The sequence below is a fragment of the Neisseria flavescens genome (genome assembly GCF_005221285.1).
Taxonomy (GTDB): domain Bacteria; phylum Pseudomonadota; class Gammaproteobacteria; order Burkholderiales; family Neisseriaceae; genus Neisseria; species Neisseria flavescens.
This window is the reverse complement of record NZ_CP039886.1, coordinates 429,988-448,261: the sequence shown is the minus strand read 5'-3', so window position 1 is coordinate 448,261 and position 18,274 is coordinate 429,988. Positions and strand designations below refer to the sequence as shown.

Here is an 18,274-nt window from a genome sequence, read left to right as displayed (position 1 = left end):
TGTTTCGTGATGTCCGAACTTTTCGCGCCCTCCTCCATTTCCGTATCCGAACTCAACGCCATTGCCAAAGCCTTGCTGGAAGACCATCTTGCAGGCTTGTGGATTGCCGGTGAAGTATCCAACCTGACCCGTGCCGCCAGCGGACATTATTATTTCTCGCTCAAAGACAGCCGCGCGCAGGTGCGTTGCGCGATGTTTAAGGGTGCGGCCATGCGCTTGGCGAAGCCTTTGAAAGAAGGCGACCATATCGAAGTATCAGGAAAAATCAGCATTTATGAAGCGCGGGGCGAATTTCAAATTACCGTAAACGAGGTGCGGCTCAAAGGTTTGGGGCAGCTTTACGAAGCCTACGAGCGGTTGAAGGCGCAGTTGCAGGCGGAAGGCGCGTTTGCGTCGGAACGCAAAAAACCGTTGCCTGCCCGTCCGCAATGTATCGGCATCGTCACCAGTCTGGCAGCGGCGGCTTTGCGCGATGTCGTAACCACCTTAAACCGCCGCGCGCCCGAAATCCCCGTTATCGTTTATCCGACACCCGTTCAAGGCACAGGCAGCGAGTTGCAAATTGCCCAAGCGATTAAAACCGCATCGCAACGCGCCGAATGCGATGTACTGATTGTCTGTCGCGGCGGCGGCAGCATCGAAGATTTGTGGGCGTTTAACGAAGAACCGGTCGTGCGTGCCATCGAAGCCTGCGCGATTCCCTTCGTCAGCGGCGTGGGACACGAAACCGATTTCACGCTCGCCGATTTCGTCGCCGACGTGCGTGCGCCCACACCGACCGGCGCGGCAGAATTGGTCAGTCCCAACCGCCAAGAATCGTTACACCGCCTCGCCCAAGCGCAAGGCCGTCTGAAAACCGTTTTGGAACAACGCTATTTCGATGCCAGCCAAAAACTCGACTGGCTGGCGCGGCAAATCCGTCATCCGCGCCAAAAACTTGACGAGCAGCGTGCCTCAATCAGCAAGCTGGCGCAGATACTGTCTTACTCGATGACGCAAAACCTCCGCGCACATACCACCCGTTTTGAACGCCAAACCCAAACCCTGAAACATTGCCGTCCTGATGTTTCCGTTTACAAAAACAATATCACCCACTTTCAGACGGCCTTGTCGCATTCCTTCCGCCAGCTGCTTGCCCACCGCCGTCAAAGCCTGACCGCCCAAGCCGCATTGCTCGAAGCCGTATCGCCGCAGCATATTCTGGAACGCGGCTTCTCGGTCGTCAAAAACACTCGCGGACAAGTCATCCGCAATGCCGATACGTTGAAACAAGGTCAAAAACTGCACATCACTTTTGCCGACGGCGAAACCGACGTACGTGTGACCAAAGAGCAGGCACAAGGCGAGTTGTTTGACTGACAAAATAAAGGCCGTCTGAAACTTTATGCCGATAAAGTGAAACTATGTCTGCCTTTTAAAAATCCTTAACCTGCCAATGCGGTATAATGCCTCATCTGCACACGCAGCATATACGGAAACATTATGGACAACGCACAAAATACAGAAAATCCGATTCCACCACGCAACTCCATCCGCAAAAACAGCATTTACCTGCTGCCCAATTCCTTTACCATCGCCGCACTGTTTTGCGCGTTCTTCGCCATTACCCAGTCCATGCACGGACGTTATGAAACGGCGGCGATTGCAGTTTTCCTTTCCATGCTGCTCGACGGCATGGACGGACGCGTTGCCCGTTTGACCAACAGCCAGAGCGCGTTCGGCGAACAGCTCGACAGCCTTGCCGATATGGTCAGCTTCGGCGTAGCGCCTGCCCTGATTGCCTACAAATGGCAACTTTGGCAGTTTGGCAAAATCGGTTATTCCGTTGCCTTTATCTACTGCGCCTGCGCCGCCCTGCGTTTGGCACTATTCAACACGCTCATCGGCAAAGTCGATAAACGCTGGTTTATCGGCGTTCCAAGCCCGACCGCCGCTGCGTTGATTGTCGGCCTGATTTGGGTTAACCACAGCTTTGAACGCTTCCCCGGCGTACATTGGTGGGCATTGGGCATTACCCTGTTTGCCGGTATTTCCATGATTGTGCAGATTCCGTTTTGGAGCTTTAAAGAAATCAACGTCCGCCGCCAAGTGCCGTTTATGGGCATGGTGTTGGCCGTATTGATTTTGCTTTTGATTAATTGGGAACCTTCGCTCGTCCTCTTCTTGTTCTTCTTCGGTTACAGCCTGTCCGGTTATGTGATGGCAGTCATCCGTTGGTTTAAAAAACGCCACAAAACTCACAAACACGATAAGGCCGTCTGAAATGTGGTCTTGGGACATCATCCTTGCCCTGCTCGCCGTCGGCAGCGCGGCAGGCTTTATTGCCGGACTATTCGGCGTAGGCGGCGGCACGTTGATTGTTCCCGTTGTCTTATGGGCGTTGCAGCTGCAAGGCATAGGCGCTCACCCCTATGCCCAGCATCTCGCCATCGGCACTTCCTTTGCCGTCATGGTGTTTACCACCTTCTCCAGTATGTATGCCCAACATAAAAAGCATGCCATCGATTGGGCGACCGTCCGCCGGATGACGCCGGGCATGATACTCGGCGTACTCCTCGGCGCGGCAACGGCAAAATATATGCCGACGCTGGCTTTGCAGGTTTTCTTTATTGCATTTCTTGCCTTTATCGCACTCAAAACCCTACGCGATTCCAAGCCCAAACCTTCACGCACCCTGCCTGAACTCCCCGGTCTGACAGCCGTCGGCACGCTTTTTGGGGCGGCTTCAAGTTGGGTCGGTATCGGCGGCGGTTCGCTATCCGTTCCATTTCTGCTGTATTGCAACTTTCCGGCACACCGTGCCATCGGCACATCTTCAGGTCTGGCATGGCCGATTGCGATTGCCGGCACCATCGGCTATTTTGCCAACGGTTTGCATATTGCCAACCTGCCTGAAGGCACGGCAGGCTTTATCTATCTTCCGGCCGTAGCCATATTGAGCGTTGCCACCATCCTCTTTGCTCCGCTCGGCGTAAAAACGGCGCACAAGCTGCCCGCCCGAAAACTCAAAATCGCCTTCGGCATCATGTTGCTGCTGATTGCCGCCAAGATGGCTTGGAATTTAATACATTAATCTTTCTTGTGAAAAGGCCGTCTGAAAATCTTTCAGACGGCCTTTTTGATGGCAATAAAAATAAACTAAATAAATCCCCTTTACCTTACCCGATTTGCCCCATCGCAAATACGGCCAAGCGCCATATCGCCCATCCTGCCACCAACAATCCGGCGCACAAACGAACCATACGTTTCTGCAGAAAGGTTTTCAACTGCGCTGCAAATATGCCCATCGCGAGCAGGTTCGGCAAGGTCCCCAATGCAAACGCCAGCATATACAGCCCGCCGTGCAAGGCATTGCCGCTGCCCAAAGCATACAAAGACGCGCTGTACACCAAACCGCAAGGCAGCCAGCCCCAAAGCACGCCCACGCCGAAACAGGCAGGCACCGATTTAATCGGCAGCAATTTGTTTAACAAAGGATTCAGGCGTTTCCATATCGGTTTGCCGATGCCTTCGATTTTGGTTGCGGCAGTGGAAATACCGGCAAGATACAGACCGAGCAAAAGCAGTAAGACATTGGCAGCAATATACAAACCGTTTTGAACTGCGCGCGTATCGTCTAAGGAAATGCCGACCTGCCCGACCAAACCGACCAATAGGCCAATGACGACATAGCTGCTGATGCGCCCCAAGTTCAACAATACAATCAGCCCGATTCGGTTTAAATGGGGCGGCAGCTGCAAAGCAAATGCGCTGCTCAATCCGCCGCACATGCCGACACAATGCGTTCCGCCAAAAAAGCCGAGCAGAAAAAGAGTAAGAAATGTGATTTCTTGATTCATGGTTTTTAATGATTTAAACGAATGGATGAGGCCGTCTGAAACTTTTCAGACGGCCTTAAGAATGCAGGATAAGCTTTTCCGCCCACCCTCTTCAAGCTTTAGAAAAGCAATTAACTGCGTGCGCGTACGTCAAATGCCTGACGCAAACCTTCTCCGATCATGACCAGCAAAAGCAGCATCACCGTCAACGTAGCAACGGCAGACAGGCCGATCCACCACGCGTCCAAGTTGTCTTTGCCTTGCGCCAGCAACTCGCCCAAACTCGCCTGTGAGGCAGGTACGCCCAAGCCCAAGAAGTCCAAACTGGTCAGAGCGAGTACCGCACCGGAAATACGGAAAGGCAGGAAGGCCAATACCGGCGTCAAGCTGTTGGGCAGGATATGGCGCCACATGATTTCACGGTTGCCCACGCCCATCGCGCGCGCCGCCAAAACATAATCGGTCTGGCGGTTTTTCAAAAACTCGGCGCGGACATAGTCGGACAAGCCCATCCAGCCGAAAAGCGACAGCAACACCAGCAAAATCAACAGCCCCGGATTAAAGAACGAAGACAGGATAATCAAGAGGTACAGCTCCGGCATACCGCCCCAAACCTCGATAAAACGCTGCATCAGAAGGTCGGTTTTGCCGCCGAAATAACCCTGCACCGCGCCTGCAACCACGCCGATTACGGTAGTCACCACGGTCAACACCAAGGCAAACAGCATCGAATCACGGAAACCGTAAACCAAGCGCGCCAACAGGTCGCGGCCGCGGTCGTCCGTTCCCAAGATATGCCGTTCGGACGGTTTGGCCGGATCGGGTGCCGTATCAAAATCGTTCAAGGTATCGGCATCGTAAGGATTGGGCAGGTAAAGGGCAAAATTGCCGTCTGAAGTGATGTTGTGGCGGATAAGCGGATCCAGATAATCCGCAGGCGTATCGAAATCGCCGCCAAATGCGGTTTCGTGATATTCGTTTACCAAGGGGAAGAAATACTCGCCCTGATAGCGTATCCACAAAGGTTTGTCGTTGCTCCACAAAGGTGCAAGCAAAGTGACGACAAACAAAACGGCCAAAATCCGCAAAGCCAACCAACCGCGCTTATGCTGCTTAAAGGCTTGCCAAGTAGGGTTTGAAGTAGATTTTTTCTTTTTCATGGTTCGAAACATTCTTTAATAATGGATTGAAGATATTTTCAGACGGCCTTATTTCTGTCCGCCAAAGTGAATGCGCGGATCGACCCATGAATAAGAAATATCCGACACCAATTTAGCCAACAACCCCATCAGCGTGAACACATACAGCGTACCCATTACGACAGGATAATCACGTTTCATCACTGCCTCGTAAGACAGCAAGCCCAACCCGTCCAGCGAGAACAACGTTTCAATCAACAGGCTTCCGGTAAAGAATGCGCCGATAAATGCGGCCGGGAAACCGGTAATCAGAGGAATCATGGCGTTGCGGAAAATATGCTTCCACAGAATCTGCTTCTCAGGCAAGCCCTTGGCTCGCGCGGTATAAACATATTGACGGCGGATTTCTTCAAGGAACACGTTTTTCGTCAATACGGTCATCACCGCCAAGTTGCCTGCCACCGAAGCGGTAATCGGCAAAGCCATATGCCACAAATAATCTTTGACTTTACCTGCCCAAGAGAGCGTATCGAAATCGTCGCCGACCAAGCCGCCCTGCGGGAACCAGGCAAAAAAGCTGCCGCCGCCAAACAATACCAGCAACACCAAACCCAATACAAACGGCGGTACGGTATAGCCGACCAAAATAATCATACCCGTAATCGTATCGAATCGGCTGCCATCCCTGACCGCCTTGGCAATACCCAACGGAATACATATCAAATAAGTTAGGAAGAATGTCCACAAACCCAAACTCATCGATACCGGCATTTTCTCTTTCACCAGATCAAATACAGTTTGGTGATGGAAAAAGCTCTCACCCAAATCGAAACGGGCGAATTTCCATACCATATCCACAAATCGCGTTACAGGCGGCTTGTCGAAACCGTACAAAGCATTCAGCGCGGCCAAATCTTCCGCACTGATGCGGTTGCCGTTTTTAGCCAAAGTTCCGGGCATACTGCGTCCTGCTGTTTCGCCGCCAACCGCACCCTGCGTCAGCTGCTGAACCATCTGTTCCACCGGACCGCCGGGGACAAACTGAATGACGGCGAAGGTAATCGCCAAAATCCCCAACAACGTGGGAATCAAAAGGAGCAAACGATGAAAGATATAACGCCACATGGTAAAGTGTTCCTCTATTTTTTGATTTGAAGGCCGTCTGAAACCGCTGACTTCAGACGGCATATAGTAACGGATTAATAAGCGTTTGGCCGATGATTTACTTCTCCAACGCCTCTTGCAATTTCTTCTCAATCAAATCCGCGTCAAACGATTTGGCAATCAGCTCAAAGCGGGAATCGCGACGCCATGAAACTTGGTTTGCGCCCCATTGACCATCCACCCAGTTCAGCCATACCCATGTACCGAGTACTTGGAACACGCCTTTGGCGCGGACGAGGCCGTCTGTAAATTTAGGCAGGTCGTTAAAGAAATCGGTCAGTTTTTCGCCGTCGAAATCACGTCCGGCAGGGAAAGTGAAGCCTTGAGACTGGAAGCCCATGGTGTTGTCCGGCAGAGCTTTGAGGCGGTAGCGCGATTTTTCGACAACGGGAATATCAAGCCATTGGATGTCAAGTTGCGCATTTTGAACTTCAACCACTTTGGCTTTAGGCGGGAACAGCTTGGCCGCTTTATCGTGAAACTCAGCCAGCTGCTCGGGCGTGCACAAATCGGTTTTGCTGGCGACCAATACGTCGCAAATGCCGATTTGGTCTTTATACAAGGCTTGTTGCGCATAATCGGGATTAATGAATTGGCGCGGATCGACAACGGTAAAGACGGCGCCGATTTCCAGCATACTGTCAAGCGGCTTGGCTTTCAGTTCGTCGATAACGCTGGCGGCGTGCGCCAGACCGCTGGCTTCAATCATCAAGCGGTCGGGTTGGGCATCGCGCAGCATTTTTTGTACGGTTGTACCCATTTGTGCGCCGGCAGTACAACACAAACAACCGCCGGCGATTTCTGCCACGGGAATGCCGTTGTCGCTCAAGACAGCGCCGTCAATGCCGATTTCGCCAAATTCGTTGACGATGATGACCCATTTTTCATTCGGGTCTTTTTGCGCCATCAGACTTTTGAGGGCGGTGGTTTTGCCTGTTCCAAGGAAGCCTGAAATCAGGTGGGCTTTGGTCTTTTTTACTTCTGACATTTTCTACAAATTCCTGTTAAAACAACATGTTCTTCTTTTAATGAGAAACCGGTTTCGGCCACGCCTGCACGCAATGCCGCCCATTCTTGGCTCAAGGTCTGCTCGTCTGCCGTACCGCATTCGGTACAAACCAAAATAAACGCGCTGTGGTGCGCTTCGGCTTCTTCGTGGTCATGGCAATGGTCGTCGCACTCGTGCTGCGCGTGGCTGCATAGAATATAGCCGTTGACCGCCGCCACTTTGTGCAAAACGCCCTGCTCCGCCCAAAAATCAAGGGCGCGGTAGGCCGTCGGCGGCGCAACTGCGCCCTCGCTTTGCTGCTGCATCTGCGACAAGACGTTGTAGGCTTTAATCACACCGCTTTGTTTCAAAACAATATCAAGCACTTGCTCGCGCAATGCGGTTACCTGCACACCATCGCGCTGCGCTTGTTCTAAGATTTTTTGTTTGATTGCGTTCATAACTGAAACAGCCTTTCAGACGGCCTTGTTAATAAAAAATTACATTATAACGTGTTTGTTCAATTTCAGATAACAAAGAGGCCGTCTGAAATGTTCAGACGGCCTGATGCCGATTACTTAAACCAAGATTTAATTTTTCCAAACAAAGACATGCTTTGTTTTTCAAACGTTTCCTCCTTCACCAGAGCAGGCTCATCGCGGTAAACTTTCATACCTGCGAAGGTCTGGGCAACCGGCATGATTTCGATGGAATTGACGTTCATCCGCGCAGGACGCTGATAGAGCCATAAAGCGGTATCGGCAATATCTTGCGGCTGGATAAACTCGACATTCTCATAGACCTCGGCCGCACGCTGATCGTCGCCTTTGAAACGGACGTTGGAAAACTCGGTATCGCCGCACAAACCCGGTTCGATATTGGTAATGCGGATGTTTTTGTCTGCCAATTCGGCGCGCAGGTTCATACTGAATTGGCGCACAAAAGCCTTGGTCGCGCCATAGACATTACTGCCGGAATAAGCATAACTGCCGGCAATCGAACCCAAATTGATGATGTAGCCCTGTTTGCGCGCTACCATCTGCGGCAAAATCTGGCGGGTCAGAAAAGTCAGGCCGATGATATTGGTTTGAATCATGGTTTCCCAATCGCCAAAATCGGCTTTATCGGCGGAATCCAAACCTAAAGCCAAACCGGCGTTGTTGATCAGGCAATCGATTTCAGCTAAATGCTCGGGCAGGCTGTTCAAAGCGTTTTGAATCGACTCCGTACGCGAAACATCCATTTCCAAAGGGTAAAACTGCTCGCCCAATTCCTCTGCCAACTGCTGCAATTTGTCTTCGCGCCGTGCCGCGCCGATGACATGATAGCCTGCCGCAACAAAGGTGCGGCACATCGCCGCACCGAATCCTGCCGATGCTCCAGTAATCAAAATTGCCATATCGTTTCCTTTCTATACTCGTTTCAGACTTGGGTTTAAGGTATGATAACGCCTTATCAGACGGCCTGAGCGTTTGACCGACTGATTCTAAATTTAACGATAATCATATCATCACAATAGGACACACTCCATATGAAAACCCGTTTTATCCCAGTTGCCTTGGCAGCCGTGGTGCTTACCCTTTCCGCCTGCGGCGGCAGCGGTGCGCCTTCCCAGCCTAAAGGCCCTATTTCCGAAGACCGTACGGCCGCGTTCAAATCCATGATGCCTGAGTTTACCCGTATGGGCAAAATGGTCAAAGACGAAGAGCCTTACGACGTTGAAAAATTCAAACAAGCTGCAGCCACTTTTGCTGAAAACAGCAAAAAACCGTTCACCCTGTTTGAATCCGACCCTCAAGGCAACGGCCGCGCCCTGCCTGCCATCTGGACAGACACAGCCACATTCAAAGCCGAAGAAGAAAAATTCGTCGCAGCGGTTGAGAAACTCAACGCCGCCGCCCAAACCGGCAAACTGGAAGAAATCAAAGCTGCTTACGGTGAAACCGGTGCAACCTGCAAATCCTGCCACGACACATTCCGCGGTCCGGAATAAGGCTTAAAACAATAAAGGCCGTCTGAAATATCATTTTCAGACGGCCTTTTCTTCAAATGACTTCAAATCTTTCTATTCTATATTGACTTTATATTTTGCATTTCATGTTTTTTGGACTTCATTTTAAACCGACGGCTCAATTCACATATCGCAATCAAATTTTCTTCTTCCGGCTGTTTAAATCCAATTACTCCCTTCTTCTCGACCAACCAAATTCAAATTCAGGCCTGCTTTATCTTTTCAGCCAGATGAATCATATGCGGGTGGATTATCTCCTGAAACAAGAATCTGCTTTATTTTTTAACAAAAAAAACCATTATCAAAATATTTGTAAAGTTTAATAATATGTTATAAAGTAACGGCTTCGTTTCTGAGGTAACTATCATGAATCCGAATTTCAAATTAAATCTACTGACATTATCTTTACTGGCTATAACAAGTATCGCACACGCAGAAGACGAGGTTTCAACTCAAGAGCTTGATGAAATTCAAGTCAAAGGTAAATACATTGCCAAAGAGAAAAAAGTTTTTACCGAAGGCCAAGCCAAAAGTTCGCGTGAACGCGTTTATCAATCCAGCGAAAACATCGATGCCATCGTGCGGAGCATGCCCGGCGTTTTTACCCAACAAGACAAGGGATCGGGGGTATTGGCGGTCAATATCCGTGGCGATAGCGGTTTGGGACGCGTCAATACGATGGTTGACGGCGTCACCCAAACCTTCTATTCCACTTCTGCCGATGCCGGACGCAGCGGCAGCTCCTCGCAATTCGGTACGGCACTGGATCCCAATTTTATTGCCGGCGTGGATGTAACCAAAGGCAGTTTCACGGGTGCCAACGGCATCAATGCCTTATCCGGTACAGCCAATTTCCGTACTTTACGGGTAGACGATGTGGTACACGGAAACAATACCTTCGGCCTCTTGACCAAAGGATTGACCGGCACAAACAGCACCAAAAGCAATTTTATGGCAACCGGAGCGGTACAAAAATGGTTTGACAGCGGTGCGCGCCTTGGTGCGTTATATGGTTACAGCCACCGTAATGTCGAGCAAAACTATAAAGTAGGCGGCGGCGGTCAGCGTATCGGCAATTTTGGCGAGGAATATCTGGACCATAAAAAACAAGAATATTTTGAACGCAACTTATTAAAATTCGACCAAGGGCAAAATCGTTGGGTTCGCGACTTTTCCAAGCCCAATGCGGCTGGTAAAAGCTATTGGGACTACCCTTTCTCCAAAAAATATAACGATCCTGAAGTTTTGCAAAGAGATTATGTCGATGACTTGGAAAGAGGCTGGAAAGAGAATTTGGCACCGCAATGGGATCTGACACCTATCGACCCGACCAGCCTGCAACAACGCTCAAACAGCCATTTGGTCAAAGTGGAATACGAAAACGACAACAACAAGCTGGACCTTCAGCTTCGTACCATGAACAACCGCATCGGCAGCCGCAAAGTAGAAAACCGCAACTACCAAGCCAATTACAATTTAAACATTGGCGATTATGTCGATTTAAACGTATTGGCCGCCCATAATCTGGGAAAACAAAAATATCCGAAAAACTCACGTTTTTCGGGATGGGGGCTGCTTGATTATTTGGAAACCAAAAACACAGCCAATCTTTTGGATATCAACAACAGCTTTTCTTTCAAACTTCCCCAAAAAACAGATTTAAAAGCCACCGTCGGTTTCAATTTCTTTAAAAACCAATACAGTAAAAACCGCTTTCCGGAAGAGCTGAGCCTGTTTTACAACGGCCCGGATCAAGATGCCGGCCTGTACAGCTTTTTAGGCCGCTTCAAAGGCGACAAAGGATTATTTCCTCAAAAATCAACCATATTGCAACCTTCAGGCCAGCAAAAATTCAATACGTTCTATTTTGATACTTCCTTGAAAAAAGGCATTTATCAATTGAATTACAGCGCCAATATGGTCAACTACCGCTACAAGGGTGAATATACCGACTACTTCAATACCCCAGAAGACTTTAAAAAAGCATTTGGAGAAGATTCTGAAATTTATAAACAGCATTGCACGCCAAGCTGCGACCTTTACGAACCGGTTTATACCAAATCCGGTAAAAAGCATGCGGTAAACCATTCGGTGGCATTAAACATCAATGTTAATGATTACTTTATGCCGTTTATCAGCTATTCGCGTACGCATAGAATGCCGAATATTCAAGAAATGTATTTTTCACAAATCGGCGACTCGGGCGTCAATACCGCCCTTAAGCCGGAACAGGCCAATACTTACCAAATAGGCTTCAATACCTTCAAAAAAGGGATTTTCAAGCCGGACGATGTATTAGGTTTCAAACTGGTCGCCTATCGCAGCAGGATAAACAACTATATCCACAATGTTTATGGCAAATGGTGGGATTTGGATAAAGCACCCAGCTGGGTAACCAGTACCGGCCTGACATACTCTATCCAGCATCGAAACTATGCCAAACCTGTCCATAAAAATGGTTTGGAAGTGGAAATGAACTATGATTTCGGCCGCTTTTTTACAACCCTGTCTTACGCATATCAAAAAACCAACCAACCGACCAATTATAGCGATGCCAGCGAATCGCCCCGCAACTCTTCTAAAGAAGACCAAATCAAACAGGGCTACGGCTTAAGCAAAATTTCACGCCTACCCCGAGATTACGGTCGGTTTGAATTAGGGTCTCGATGGTTGGGCAACAAATTGACCGTCGGTGGTATTATGCGCTATTACGGCAAAAGTACACGGGCGACTACTGAGGAGGAATTTGTTGACGGTACAACCGGTGACAATACCTACTCTTCATGGAAAACGGGCGGAAGGGTGATCAAAAAAACAGAAAGCATCAACAGACAGCCGCTGATTTTTGATTTCTATGCCAATTATGAACCGAAGAAAAACCTGATCCTTCGTTTTGATATTCAAAATGCGTTCAATAAACGCTATGTCGATCCTTTGGATGCCGCAAATGATGCCGCAACCCAGCGCTATTTCAGCGTATTTGAAAGAAAAGGCGGTTTAGATGACGAAGAAGTCGAATGTGACAACGGTTTATGCAATGGCAAATATGGCGGCACAACGCGCTCCGTCTTGAACAACTACGCACGAGGCAGGACTTTGCTGTTTACCATCAGCTATAAGTTCTAAACCTATCTATCAGTATCTTAATACTGCACTGATTAAAAAGCCGGTAAACACAATGTTTGCCGGCTTTTTTCAATATATTCTCAAAATTTTCTTCATCTATACACAATAAAAAAACCTGCCCTTACGGGCAGGTTTTAATAATGACGGATTACAGGCCGCTCAGACGGGCAGTATCGTGTGCAATCATCAATTCTTCGTTGGTAGGAATCACAACAGCAACAGCTTTGCTGTCGGCAGTGGTAATTACACCGGCGTTACCAAAGCGGGCTTTCAGGTTGGCTTCTTGGTCGATGTGCAGACCAAGGAAGCCCAAGTAGCCCAATACGCGTTCGCGGATGATGTCGGAGTTTTCGCCGATGCCGCCGGTGAATACCAATGCGTCCAAACCGCCGGCTGCTACTGCCATGCTGCCGATGTATTTAGCCAAGCGGTAGATGAAAATTTCCAGAGCCAGTTTGGCACCTGCGTGGCCGTTGGCAGCTTCTTCTTCGATGGTACGGCAGTCGTTGGACAGACCGGAAATGCCGAGCAGGCCGGATTTTTTGTTCAGCATTTCGGTAATTTGGGAAATGGTCATATTGGCATTTTCAGCCAAGAAGCTGAAAACTGAAGGGTCGATATCGCCACTGCGGGTACCCATTACCAAGCCTTCCAGCGGAGTCAGGCCCATGCTGGTATCTTTACATTCGCCATTGGCGACTGCTGCGATAGATGCGCCGTTACCCAAGTGGGCAATGACCATGCGCAGGTCTTTTTTGTCTTTGCCGAGGAAGCGTGCAGTTTCGTCAGAAACGAAGCGGTAGCTGGTACCGTGCACCGTAGCGGCGCAAGCCGTATTTTTCATACAATTCATGTGGAACGGCATATTTGTAAGCGTGTTCAGGCATGGTTTGATGGAATGCGGTGTCAAATACAACAACGTTAGGCAGGCCTTTGAAAATGCTTTGTGCGGCACGCAGACCCAAAAGGTGTGCCGGGTTGTGCAGCGGAGCGAGCGGAATACATTTTTCGATGCCGGCGATGACTTCGTCGTCAACGAGGATGGATTCGCTGTACAACTCGCCGCCGCTCACAACGCGGTGGCCGATGGCGCCGATGCGGCTGTCGAGGCCGTGGGCTTTGAGTTCTTCCATCAGGGCTTCAACTGCGCCGGTGTGGTCGGGCTTGGCAGACAGATCGACTTTGTGTTTTTCGCCGTTGAATTTGAAGGTGATGTAGGCATCGGGCAGATTGAGTTTTTCGGCAAGGCAGCTCAGCAACACTTCGCCGCTGTCGTTATCCAATACGGCACCTTTGAGGGAAGAGCTACCGCAGTTCAAAACCAAGATTAATTTTTGTGTCATTTTATGCTCCTTGAGGTTTCAGACGGCATTTTTTGTCGGGACCTTACTGCTGCTCCGGCTATGTTGCACCCCTTGTGGGACGTAGTGGGTAGCGGTCTGAATAGATTAACAAAGTAAACGCCGTATTCTAACAAAAAATGTAATCGGCTGCTTGACTTAATATTTGATGTAAAATGGACGGAATTTTATTTTAGGCCGTCTGAAAAAAATGACGGCGGTTTTGAAGATTTCCCGATATGCATTATTTCAGTATCCACACTCAAGACGGCGAACACGCCGGATTTTTTATTATGTTGGCAGACGATGAATCACAAAATCCGCCGCAAAGCGGACGCTTCGCAATCAAGCTGCAAAGCGAAGATGCAGCCGAAGCGGCGGTATTGTCGCCTTTTGAGCAAACCGATATCCCGCAATACTGGCGCGTGGTTAAAGACCGTATCGAATTGTTTTTTGACGATAAAAATATCGGTGCGTTGCGCAACGAATACCTGACCATCAGCGGTAAAACCTTTATCCTGACCGATTTGACCGGAGCGATGTAATGGAAAGTATGTTTATCCTTGTCCCCATCAGCATTATTTTGGCCTTTATCATCGGCTGGTTTTTCTGGTGGTCGGGTAAAAACGGACAGTTTGACGACCTTGAAGGCCCTGCGCACCGCATTTTGATGGACGACGACTCCACTGAAAAACTGATCGAAAAAGACGAAGACAAAGAATCCAAACAATGAGCCTTAAAAAAAGACAATCTGAATTTCCACACGACCCGCCGTTTTGCGCCGCTCTTTGGGACGCAGTTTTTAGGCGCGTTTAACGATAATGTGTTCAAAACCGCATTATTCGTGATGATCAGTTTTTACGGTTTAGGCAAAAACAACTTTCTGCCGCCCAGCCAAATGCTGAACTTGGGCGCAATGCTGTTTATCCTGCCCTACTTCCTGTTTTCCGCGCTCTCAGGGCAGCTGAGCAACAAATTCGATAAAGCCGTTTTGGCACGCTGGATCAAGCTGTTGGAAATCATCATCATGGCAGTGGCGGCGTATGGCTTCTACATCCAATCCGCGCCTTTACTTTTAATCTGCCTGTTTTGCATGGGCACGCAATCAACCTTGTTCGGCCCGCTGAAATATGCCATTTTGCCCGATTACCTCAACGACAAAGAACTGATTATGGGCAACAGCCTGATTGAATCGGGTACGTTTATCGCCATTTTGCTCGGCCAAATTTTGGGCACCGCAGTCGCAGGTGTTCCGCCGTATATTGTTGGCGGTTTGGTGTTATTGGTCGCTATCGGCGGCACAATAACCAGCCTGTTTATGCCGTCTGTACCCGCTAAAATGCCGGACACAAAAATCGAATGGAACATCATCAAAGGCACAAATTCACTGATTCGTGAAGCGGCAGCCGATCGTCCCGTATTCACTTCCATCATTGGTATTTCATGGTTTTGGTTTGTCGGCTCGGTTTATACCACCCAACTGCCGACGTTCACGCAAATCCATTTGGGCGGCAACGATAATGTGTTCAACCTGATGTTGGCGCTGTTCTCCATCGGCATTGCCATCGGCTCGGTGTTATGCGCCAAACTCAGCCACGAGCGCCTGATTTTGGGCTTGGTTACCATCGGCACTCTGGGTCTAACCGTCTGTGGATTATTGCTGGTGTGGCTGACCCACGGCCAACGCTTTACCGAGTTAAACGGCATTATCTGGTTTTTATCGCAAGCTCAAGCGTATCCGATTATGCTGGTGATGTCGGCCATCGGCTTTTTCGGCGGCTTCTTCTCTGTACCGCTCTACACTTGGCTGCAAACCGCCAGCAGCGAAACCTTCCGCGCCCACGCTGTGGCTGCCAACAACATCATCAATGGTGTGTTTATGGTGTCGGCTGCCATTTTGAGCACGGTTTTGCTGATGTTGTTCGACAGCATTACGCTGCTGTATTTGATTGTTGCCGTGGGTAATCTTCCGTTAATTGTTTACCTCATCAAACGTGAACCGAAATTTATCGGTGATTTGACCGCTTTGTTGAAAACCAGCAAATAAGGCCGTCTAAAATGTATCCCCACCATGCACATTTTCACTGTTCAATCGCGTGGACAGCTTGTGCATAAATCAGATTACTGTCTGATTTAACATTAAAAAACACATCTGCCTAAATTTTAAGCACCACTTTACCATCAAACAAAATGCACATTTTCCCCAAACAAGCGTGTGCAAAGGCTGTGAATAAGTAATCTTAATGATTGATATTTCAAAGTAAAAATATATTTGATTAATTTTTAGGCAGCTTATTAAAGGCCGTCTGAAACCTTTTCAGACGGCCTGAGAGTATAATAACCACCTACCTTATAGTTCCCAAACGATATGATTTATCCATGGCATGAAACCCAATGGCAACAGCTCGCCGCCCATTGGCAAAACCGTCCCAACGCCTGGCTGTTTACCGGCAAAGAAAATACCGGCAAAACCGAGTTTGCCCGCTTTGTCGCGCAGGCATTGCTGTGCGAATCGCCCAAGTCCGGTCATGAACCCTGCGGCGAGTGTGCTTCGTGCCATTTGTTCAACCAAAACACCCATCCCGACTTTTACGAACTCACGCCGGAAATTCCCGAAGGCGAGGCAACGGGACGCAAACTCCTGCAAATCAAAATCGATGCCGTGCGCGATATTGTGGAAAACATTTACCTGACCGCTGTCCGAGGCGGCTTGCGCGTGGTATTGGTACATCCGGCTGAAAGCATGAACACTCAGGCGGCAAACGGTTTGTTGAAAGCTCTGGAAGAGCCGCCGCAACACGTCGTTTTCCTGCTCGTTACCCATACGCGCGACAAACTCCTGCCCACCATCAAAAGCCGTTGCCGCCAAATGGTGCTGCCTTCACCTACCCATGAGCAGGCTGCGGCATACCTGCGCCAACAGGGCGTGGAAAATGCCGAAGCCTTATTGGCATTCCACAGCGGTGCGCCTTTATTCACGCCGACTCCCGAATTGGACGCATTGCGTGAAGAGTTACTGACGCTGCTGGCTGCCCCGCGCCTGTTGGCCATACTCGACTACGCCGCCGCGTTCGACAAACAAAAGCAGCCGCTGGCCGTTTTCATCGACTGGCTGCAAAAGTGGCTGATGGATGTCGGCTTGGCACAACAAAGCATGGCGCCGCTTTATTATCCGCATCATGCCCAAACCCTGCTTCAGACGGCCTCTAAAACCGATTCACGCAAGCTGTTTGCCCTATTGGACCGTCTGAACGCGCTCAACCCTTACGGATACCATACCTTGAGTGTTAAAATGCAGCTTGAGTATCTGCTTATCGAATATTTGGATTTTTGGCAAAACAAACCCTAACAGGTAATAAATGATGAATAAAAAAGACATTCCGGCGAAGATGTTGGCCTTGCAACTCAAAGACCCCAATCTGCTGTACAACTGCTATATGCCGTTTTTAGAACACGGCGGACTGTTCGTACCGACCGATGACGTATTCTCCCTAGGCGAAGACATCCTCTTGGCCGTAGAAATCGCCGACTATCCCAAACGCTTCCTGCCCACCAAAGTCGTTTGGATCAATCCGGTGCACATTTCAGCCTACCGCCCCAAAGGCGTAGGCCTTGCATTCTCCGAACACGAAAGCTGCCTGCAGGCCAAAAACCTGATCGAAGCCGAGCTTGGCCCGCACCTGCACAGCGACCGCACTACTTTTACCCTGTAATACCATGTATTTAATCGATTCACATTGCCATCTCAACTTTGACGGCCTAAAAGACCGCCTGCCCGAAGTCTTTGCCAATATGGAAGCGCAAAGCGTCAAGCAGGCTCTTGCCATCAGCGTCAGCAAACAAAGTTTTGCCGAAGTCTTCGACATTGCTCAGGCAAACGACCACATCTACTGCACCATCGGCATACATCCCGACAGCCAAGAAGCGGAAGAATTTACCATTGCCGAAATGGTAGAAGCGGCCAAACATCCGAAAATCGTCGGTATCGGCGAAACCGGTTTGGACTATTACTGGTGCAAAGGCGATTTGTCATGGCAACATCAACGCTTTGCCGACCATATCCAAGCCGCCAACGAAAGCGGCCTGCCCGTTATCGTCCACACGCGCGATGCGGCCAAAGACACGTTGCGGATTTTGAAAGAATGTCACACCAACTCCGGCGTGATTCACTGCTTCTCTGAAGACGTCGCCTTTGCCAAAGCCGCTTTGGATTTGGGCATGTACATCTCCTTCTCCGGCATTGTGACGTTTAAAAACGCACCGCTGATACAGGAAGCCGCCAAATACGTCCCTGCCGATAGAATCTTGGTAGAAACCGATGCGCCCTTCCTCGCGCCGGTTCCCAAACGCGGCAAACAAAACGAGCCTTCCTACGTCCGCTATACGGCCGAGTTCTTAGCCAATCTGCGCGGCGAGAGCTTGGAAACATTGGCACAAAACACCAGCGACAACTTCTATCGCCTGTTTAACAAAGTACCCGATGGCCGTCTGAACAACGGCTAAGCCTAAAGCTTCTACCATCGGCTCTGCCTACCCGTCAGCCGGGTTCTGCCTCAAACTTAACGGTAAACTCGAAATGACCCGAGACAGTAACGCAATCGGCTTGCGCTATCTTCCGAACGGCAGACTTTTGAAGAATGGGAATATTCCCATCAACACAATAAATAAGTTTAAATTCAAAATATTGC

General features: G+C 49.5%; 17 protein-coding genes and 1 pseudogene. 11 read left to right on the top strand and 7 right to left on the bottom strand.

Features of this window, described 5'->3' with window-relative positions; all coding sequences use genetic code 11:
• Positions 1-9: 9 nt before the first annotated feature.
• The 3 genes from xseA to FAH67_RS02360 all read left to right on the top strand — a co-directional run bounded on the left by xseA (position 10) and on the right by FAH67_RS02360 (position 3,073).
• Positions 10-1,359, top strand: a complete 1,350-nt coding sequence (gene xseA, locus FAH67_RS02370; RefSeq protein ID WP_003680955.1) for an exodeoxyribonuclease VII large subunit — start codon at positions 10-12, stop codon at positions 1,357-1,359.
• Between the two features lie 123 nt (positions 1,360-1,482).
• Entirely contained in the window at positions 1,483-2,262 is a 780-nt protein-coding gene (pssA, locus tag FAH67_RS02365) for a CDP-diacylglycerol--serine O-phosphatidyltransferase (RefSeq protein ID WP_003680954.1), read from the top strand.
• A 1-nt stretch (position 2,263) separates the two neighbouring features.
• A complete protein-coding gene (locus FAH67_RS02360) occupies positions 2,264-3,073 on the top strand; it encodes a sulfite exporter TauE/SafE family protein (protein WP_003680953.1) in 810 nt (269 codons plus the stop codon).
• Positions 3,074-3,158: 85 nt separating this feature from the next.
• Here the strand turns inward: FAH67_RS02360 and FAH67_RS02355 are convergent, their stop codons facing one another.
• The 6 genes from FAH67_RS02355 to FAH67_RS02330 form a co-directional block, all read right to left on the bottom strand.
• On the bottom strand, positions 3,159-3,839 hold the full coding sequence (locus FAH67_RS02355) for a sulfite exporter TauE/SafE family protein (RefSeq protein ID WP_003680951.1): 681 nt from the start codon (positions 3,837-3,839) through the stop codon (positions 3,159-3,161).
• 110 nt (positions 3,840-3,949) lie between these two features.
• On the bottom strand, positions 3,950-4,990 hold the full coding sequence (locus tag FAH67_RS02350) for an ABC transporter permease (RefSeq protein WP_003680950.1): 1,041 nt from the start codon (positions 4,988-4,990) through the stop codon (positions 3,950-3,952).
• A 36-nt stretch (positions 4,991-5,026) separates the two neighbouring features.
• Positions 5,027-6,082 carry an ABC transporter permease subunit gene (locus tag FAH67_RS02345; protein ID WP_112890725.1) on the bottom strand — a complete coding sequence of 352 codons (1,056 nt, stop codon included), beginning with the start codon at positions 6,080-6,082 and terminating at the stop codon, positions 5,027-5,029.
• Between the two features lie 97 nt (positions 6,083-6,179).
• Positions 6,180-7,109 carry a CobW family GTP-binding protein gene (locus FAH67_RS02340; protein ID WP_003681447.1) on the bottom strand — a complete coding sequence of 310 codons (930 nt, stop codon included), beginning with the start codon at positions 7,107-7,109 and terminating at the stop codon, positions 6,180-6,182.
• Positions 7,097-7,570, bottom strand: a complete 474-nt coding sequence (locus FAH67_RS02335) for a Fur family transcriptional regulator (protein ID WP_003681449.1) — start codon at positions 7,568-7,570, stop codon at positions 7,097-7,099. The genes FAH67_RS02340 and FAH67_RS02335 overlap by 13 nt, the downstream gene beginning before the upstream one ends.
• Before the next feature lie 113 nt (positions 7,571-7,683).
• Positions 7,684-8,508, bottom strand: a complete 825-nt coding sequence (locus FAH67_RS02330; RefSeq protein WP_003681451.1) for an SDR family oxidoreductase — start codon at positions 8,506-8,508, stop codon at positions 7,684-7,686.
• Positions 8,509-8,640: 132 nt separating this feature from the next.
• Between FAH67_RS02330 and FAH67_RS02325 the strand changes: the two genes are divergently transcribed.
• Together FAH67_RS02325 and FAH67_RS02320 are read left to right on the top strand one after the other, a co-directional pair.
• The gene (locus FAH67_RS02325; protein ID WP_003681452.1) at positions 8,641-9,102 is read left to right on the top strand and encodes a c-type cytochrome; all 462 of its coding nucleotides are present in this window, start codon (positions 8,641-8,643) and stop codon (positions 9,100-9,102) included.
• A 384-nt stretch (positions 9,103-9,486) separates the two neighbouring features.
• Entirely contained in the window at positions 9,487-12,246 is a 2,760-nt protein-coding gene (locus FAH67_RS02320; RefSeq protein WP_003681456.1) for a TonB-dependent receptor domain-containing protein, read from the top strand.
• A 148-nt stretch (positions 12,247-12,394) separates the two neighbouring features.
• On the opposite strand, the pseudogene FAH67_RS02315 reads toward FAH67_RS02320, so the two are convergent.
• Positions 12,395-13,589: pseudogene (locus FAH67_RS02315) on the bottom strand (acetate kinase).
• A gap of 236 nt (positions 13,590-13,825) precedes the next feature.
• Between FAH67_RS02315 and FAH67_RS02310 the strand changes: the two are divergent.
• The 6 genes from FAH67_RS02310 to FAH67_RS02285 all read left to right on the top strand — a co-directional run bounded on the left by FAH67_RS02310 (position 13,826) and on the right by FAH67_RS02285 (position 18,089).
• Positions 13,826-14,131 carry an HLGFF motif protein gene (locus FAH67_RS02310; protein ID WP_003681461.1) on the top strand — a complete coding sequence of 102 codons (306 nt, stop codon included), beginning with the start codon at positions 13,826-13,828 and terminating at the stop codon, positions 14,129-14,131.
• Entirely contained in the window at positions 14,131-14,319 is a 189-nt protein-coding gene (gene ccoS / locus FAH67_RS02305) for a cbb3-type cytochrome oxidase assembly protein CcoS (protein WP_003681462.1), read from the top strand. The genes FAH67_RS02310 and ccoS overlap by 1 nt, the downstream gene beginning before the upstream one ends.
• A gap of 114 nt (positions 14,320-14,433) precedes the next feature.
• Positions 14,434-15,633, top strand: coding sequence for an MFS transporter (locus tag FAH67_RS02300; protein ID WP_003681464.1), 1,200 nt, complete (start codon positions 14,434-14,436; stop codon positions 15,631-15,633).
• A gap of 321 nt (positions 15,634-15,954) precedes the next feature.
• Positions 15,955-16,935: a DNA polymerase III subunit delta' gene (locus tag FAH67_RS02295; protein WP_039864229.1), complete on the top strand. Its 981-nt coding sequence runs from the start codon at positions 15,955-15,957 to the stop codon at positions 16,933-16,935.
• A 10-nt stretch (positions 16,936-16,945) separates the two neighbouring features.
• Positions 16,946-17,299, top strand: coding sequence for a PilZ domain-containing protein (locus FAH67_RS02290; protein ID WP_003681469.1), 354 nt, complete (start codon positions 16,946-16,948; stop codon positions 17,297-17,299).
• 4 nt (positions 17,300-17,303) lie between these two features.
• Positions 17,304-18,089, top strand: coding sequence for a TatD family hydrolase (locus FAH67_RS02285; protein ID WP_003681471.1), 786 nt, complete (start codon positions 17,304-17,306; stop codon positions 18,087-18,089).
• Positions 18,090-18,274 lie beyond the last annotated feature (185 nt).

What these genes read in the sequence shown, in the direction of transcription:
- xseA (WP_003680955.1), top strand. Translation starts at nt 10, where the DNA reads ATGTCCGAACTTTTCGCGCCCTCCTCCATTTCCGTATCCGAACTCAAC.
- pssA (WP_003680954.1), top strand. Translation starts at nt 1,483, where the DNA reads ATGGACAACGCACAAAATACAGAAAATCCGATTCCACCACGCAACTCC.
- FAH67_RS02360 (WP_003680953.1), top strand. Translation starts at nt 2,264, where the DNA reads ATGTGGTCTTGGGACATCATCCTTGCCCTGCTCGCCGTCGGCAGCGCG.
- FAH67_RS02355 (WP_003680951.1), bottom strand. Translation starts at nt 3,839, where the DNA reads ATGAATCAAGAAATCACATTTCTTACTCTTTTTCTGCTCGGCTTTTTT.
- FAH67_RS02350 (WP_003680950.1), bottom strand. Translation starts at nt 4,990, where the DNA reads ATGTTTCGAACCATGAAAAAGAAAAAATCTACTTCAAACCCTACTTGG.
- FAH67_RS02345 (WP_112890725.1), bottom strand. Translation starts at nt 6,082, where the DNA reads ATGTGGCGTTATATCTTTCATCGTTTGCTCCTTTTGATTCCCACGTTG.
- FAH67_RS02340 (WP_003681447.1), bottom strand. Translation starts at nt 7,109, where the DNA reads ATGTCAGAAGTAAAAAAGACCAAAGCCCACCTGATTTCAGGCTTCCTT.
- FAH67_RS02335 (WP_003681449.1), bottom strand. Translation starts at nt 7,570, where the DNA reads ATGAACGCAATCAAACAAAAAATCTTAGAACAAGCGCAGCGCGATGGT.
- FAH67_RS02330 (WP_003681451.1), bottom strand. Translation starts at nt 8,508, where the DNA reads ATGGCAATTTTGATTACTGGAGCATCGGCAGGATTCGGTGCGGCGATG.
- FAH67_RS02325 (WP_003681452.1), top strand. Translation starts at nt 8,641, where the DNA reads ATGAAAACCCGTTTTATCCCAGTTGCCTTGGCAGCCGTGGTGCTTACC.
- FAH67_RS02320 (WP_003681456.1), top strand. Translation starts at nt 9,487, where the DNA reads ATGAATCCGAATTTCAAATTAAATCTACTGACATTATCTTTACTGGCT.
- FAH67_RS02310 (WP_003681461.1), top strand. Translation starts at nt 13,826, where the DNA reads ATGCATTATTTCAGTATCCACACTCAAGACGGCGAACACGCCGGATTT.
- ccoS (WP_003681462.1), top strand. Translation starts at nt 14,131, where the DNA reads ATGGAAAGTATGTTTATCCTTGTCCCCATCAGCATTATTTTGGCCTTT.
- FAH67_RS02300 (WP_003681464.1), top strand. Translation starts at nt 14,434, where the DNA reads ATGATCAGTTTTTACGGTTTAGGCAAAAACAACTTTCTGCCGCCCAGC.
- FAH67_RS02295 (WP_039864229.1), top strand. Translation starts at nt 15,955, where the DNA reads ATGATTTATCCATGGCATGAAACCCAATGGCAACAGCTCGCCGCCCAT.
- FAH67_RS02290 (WP_003681469.1), top strand. Translation starts at nt 16,946, where the DNA reads ATGATGAATAAAAAAGACATTCCGGCGAAGATGTTGGCCTTGCAACTC.
- FAH67_RS02285 (WP_003681471.1), top strand. Translation starts at nt 17,304, where the DNA reads ATGTATTTAATCGATTCACATTGCCATCTCAACTTTGACGGCCTAAAA.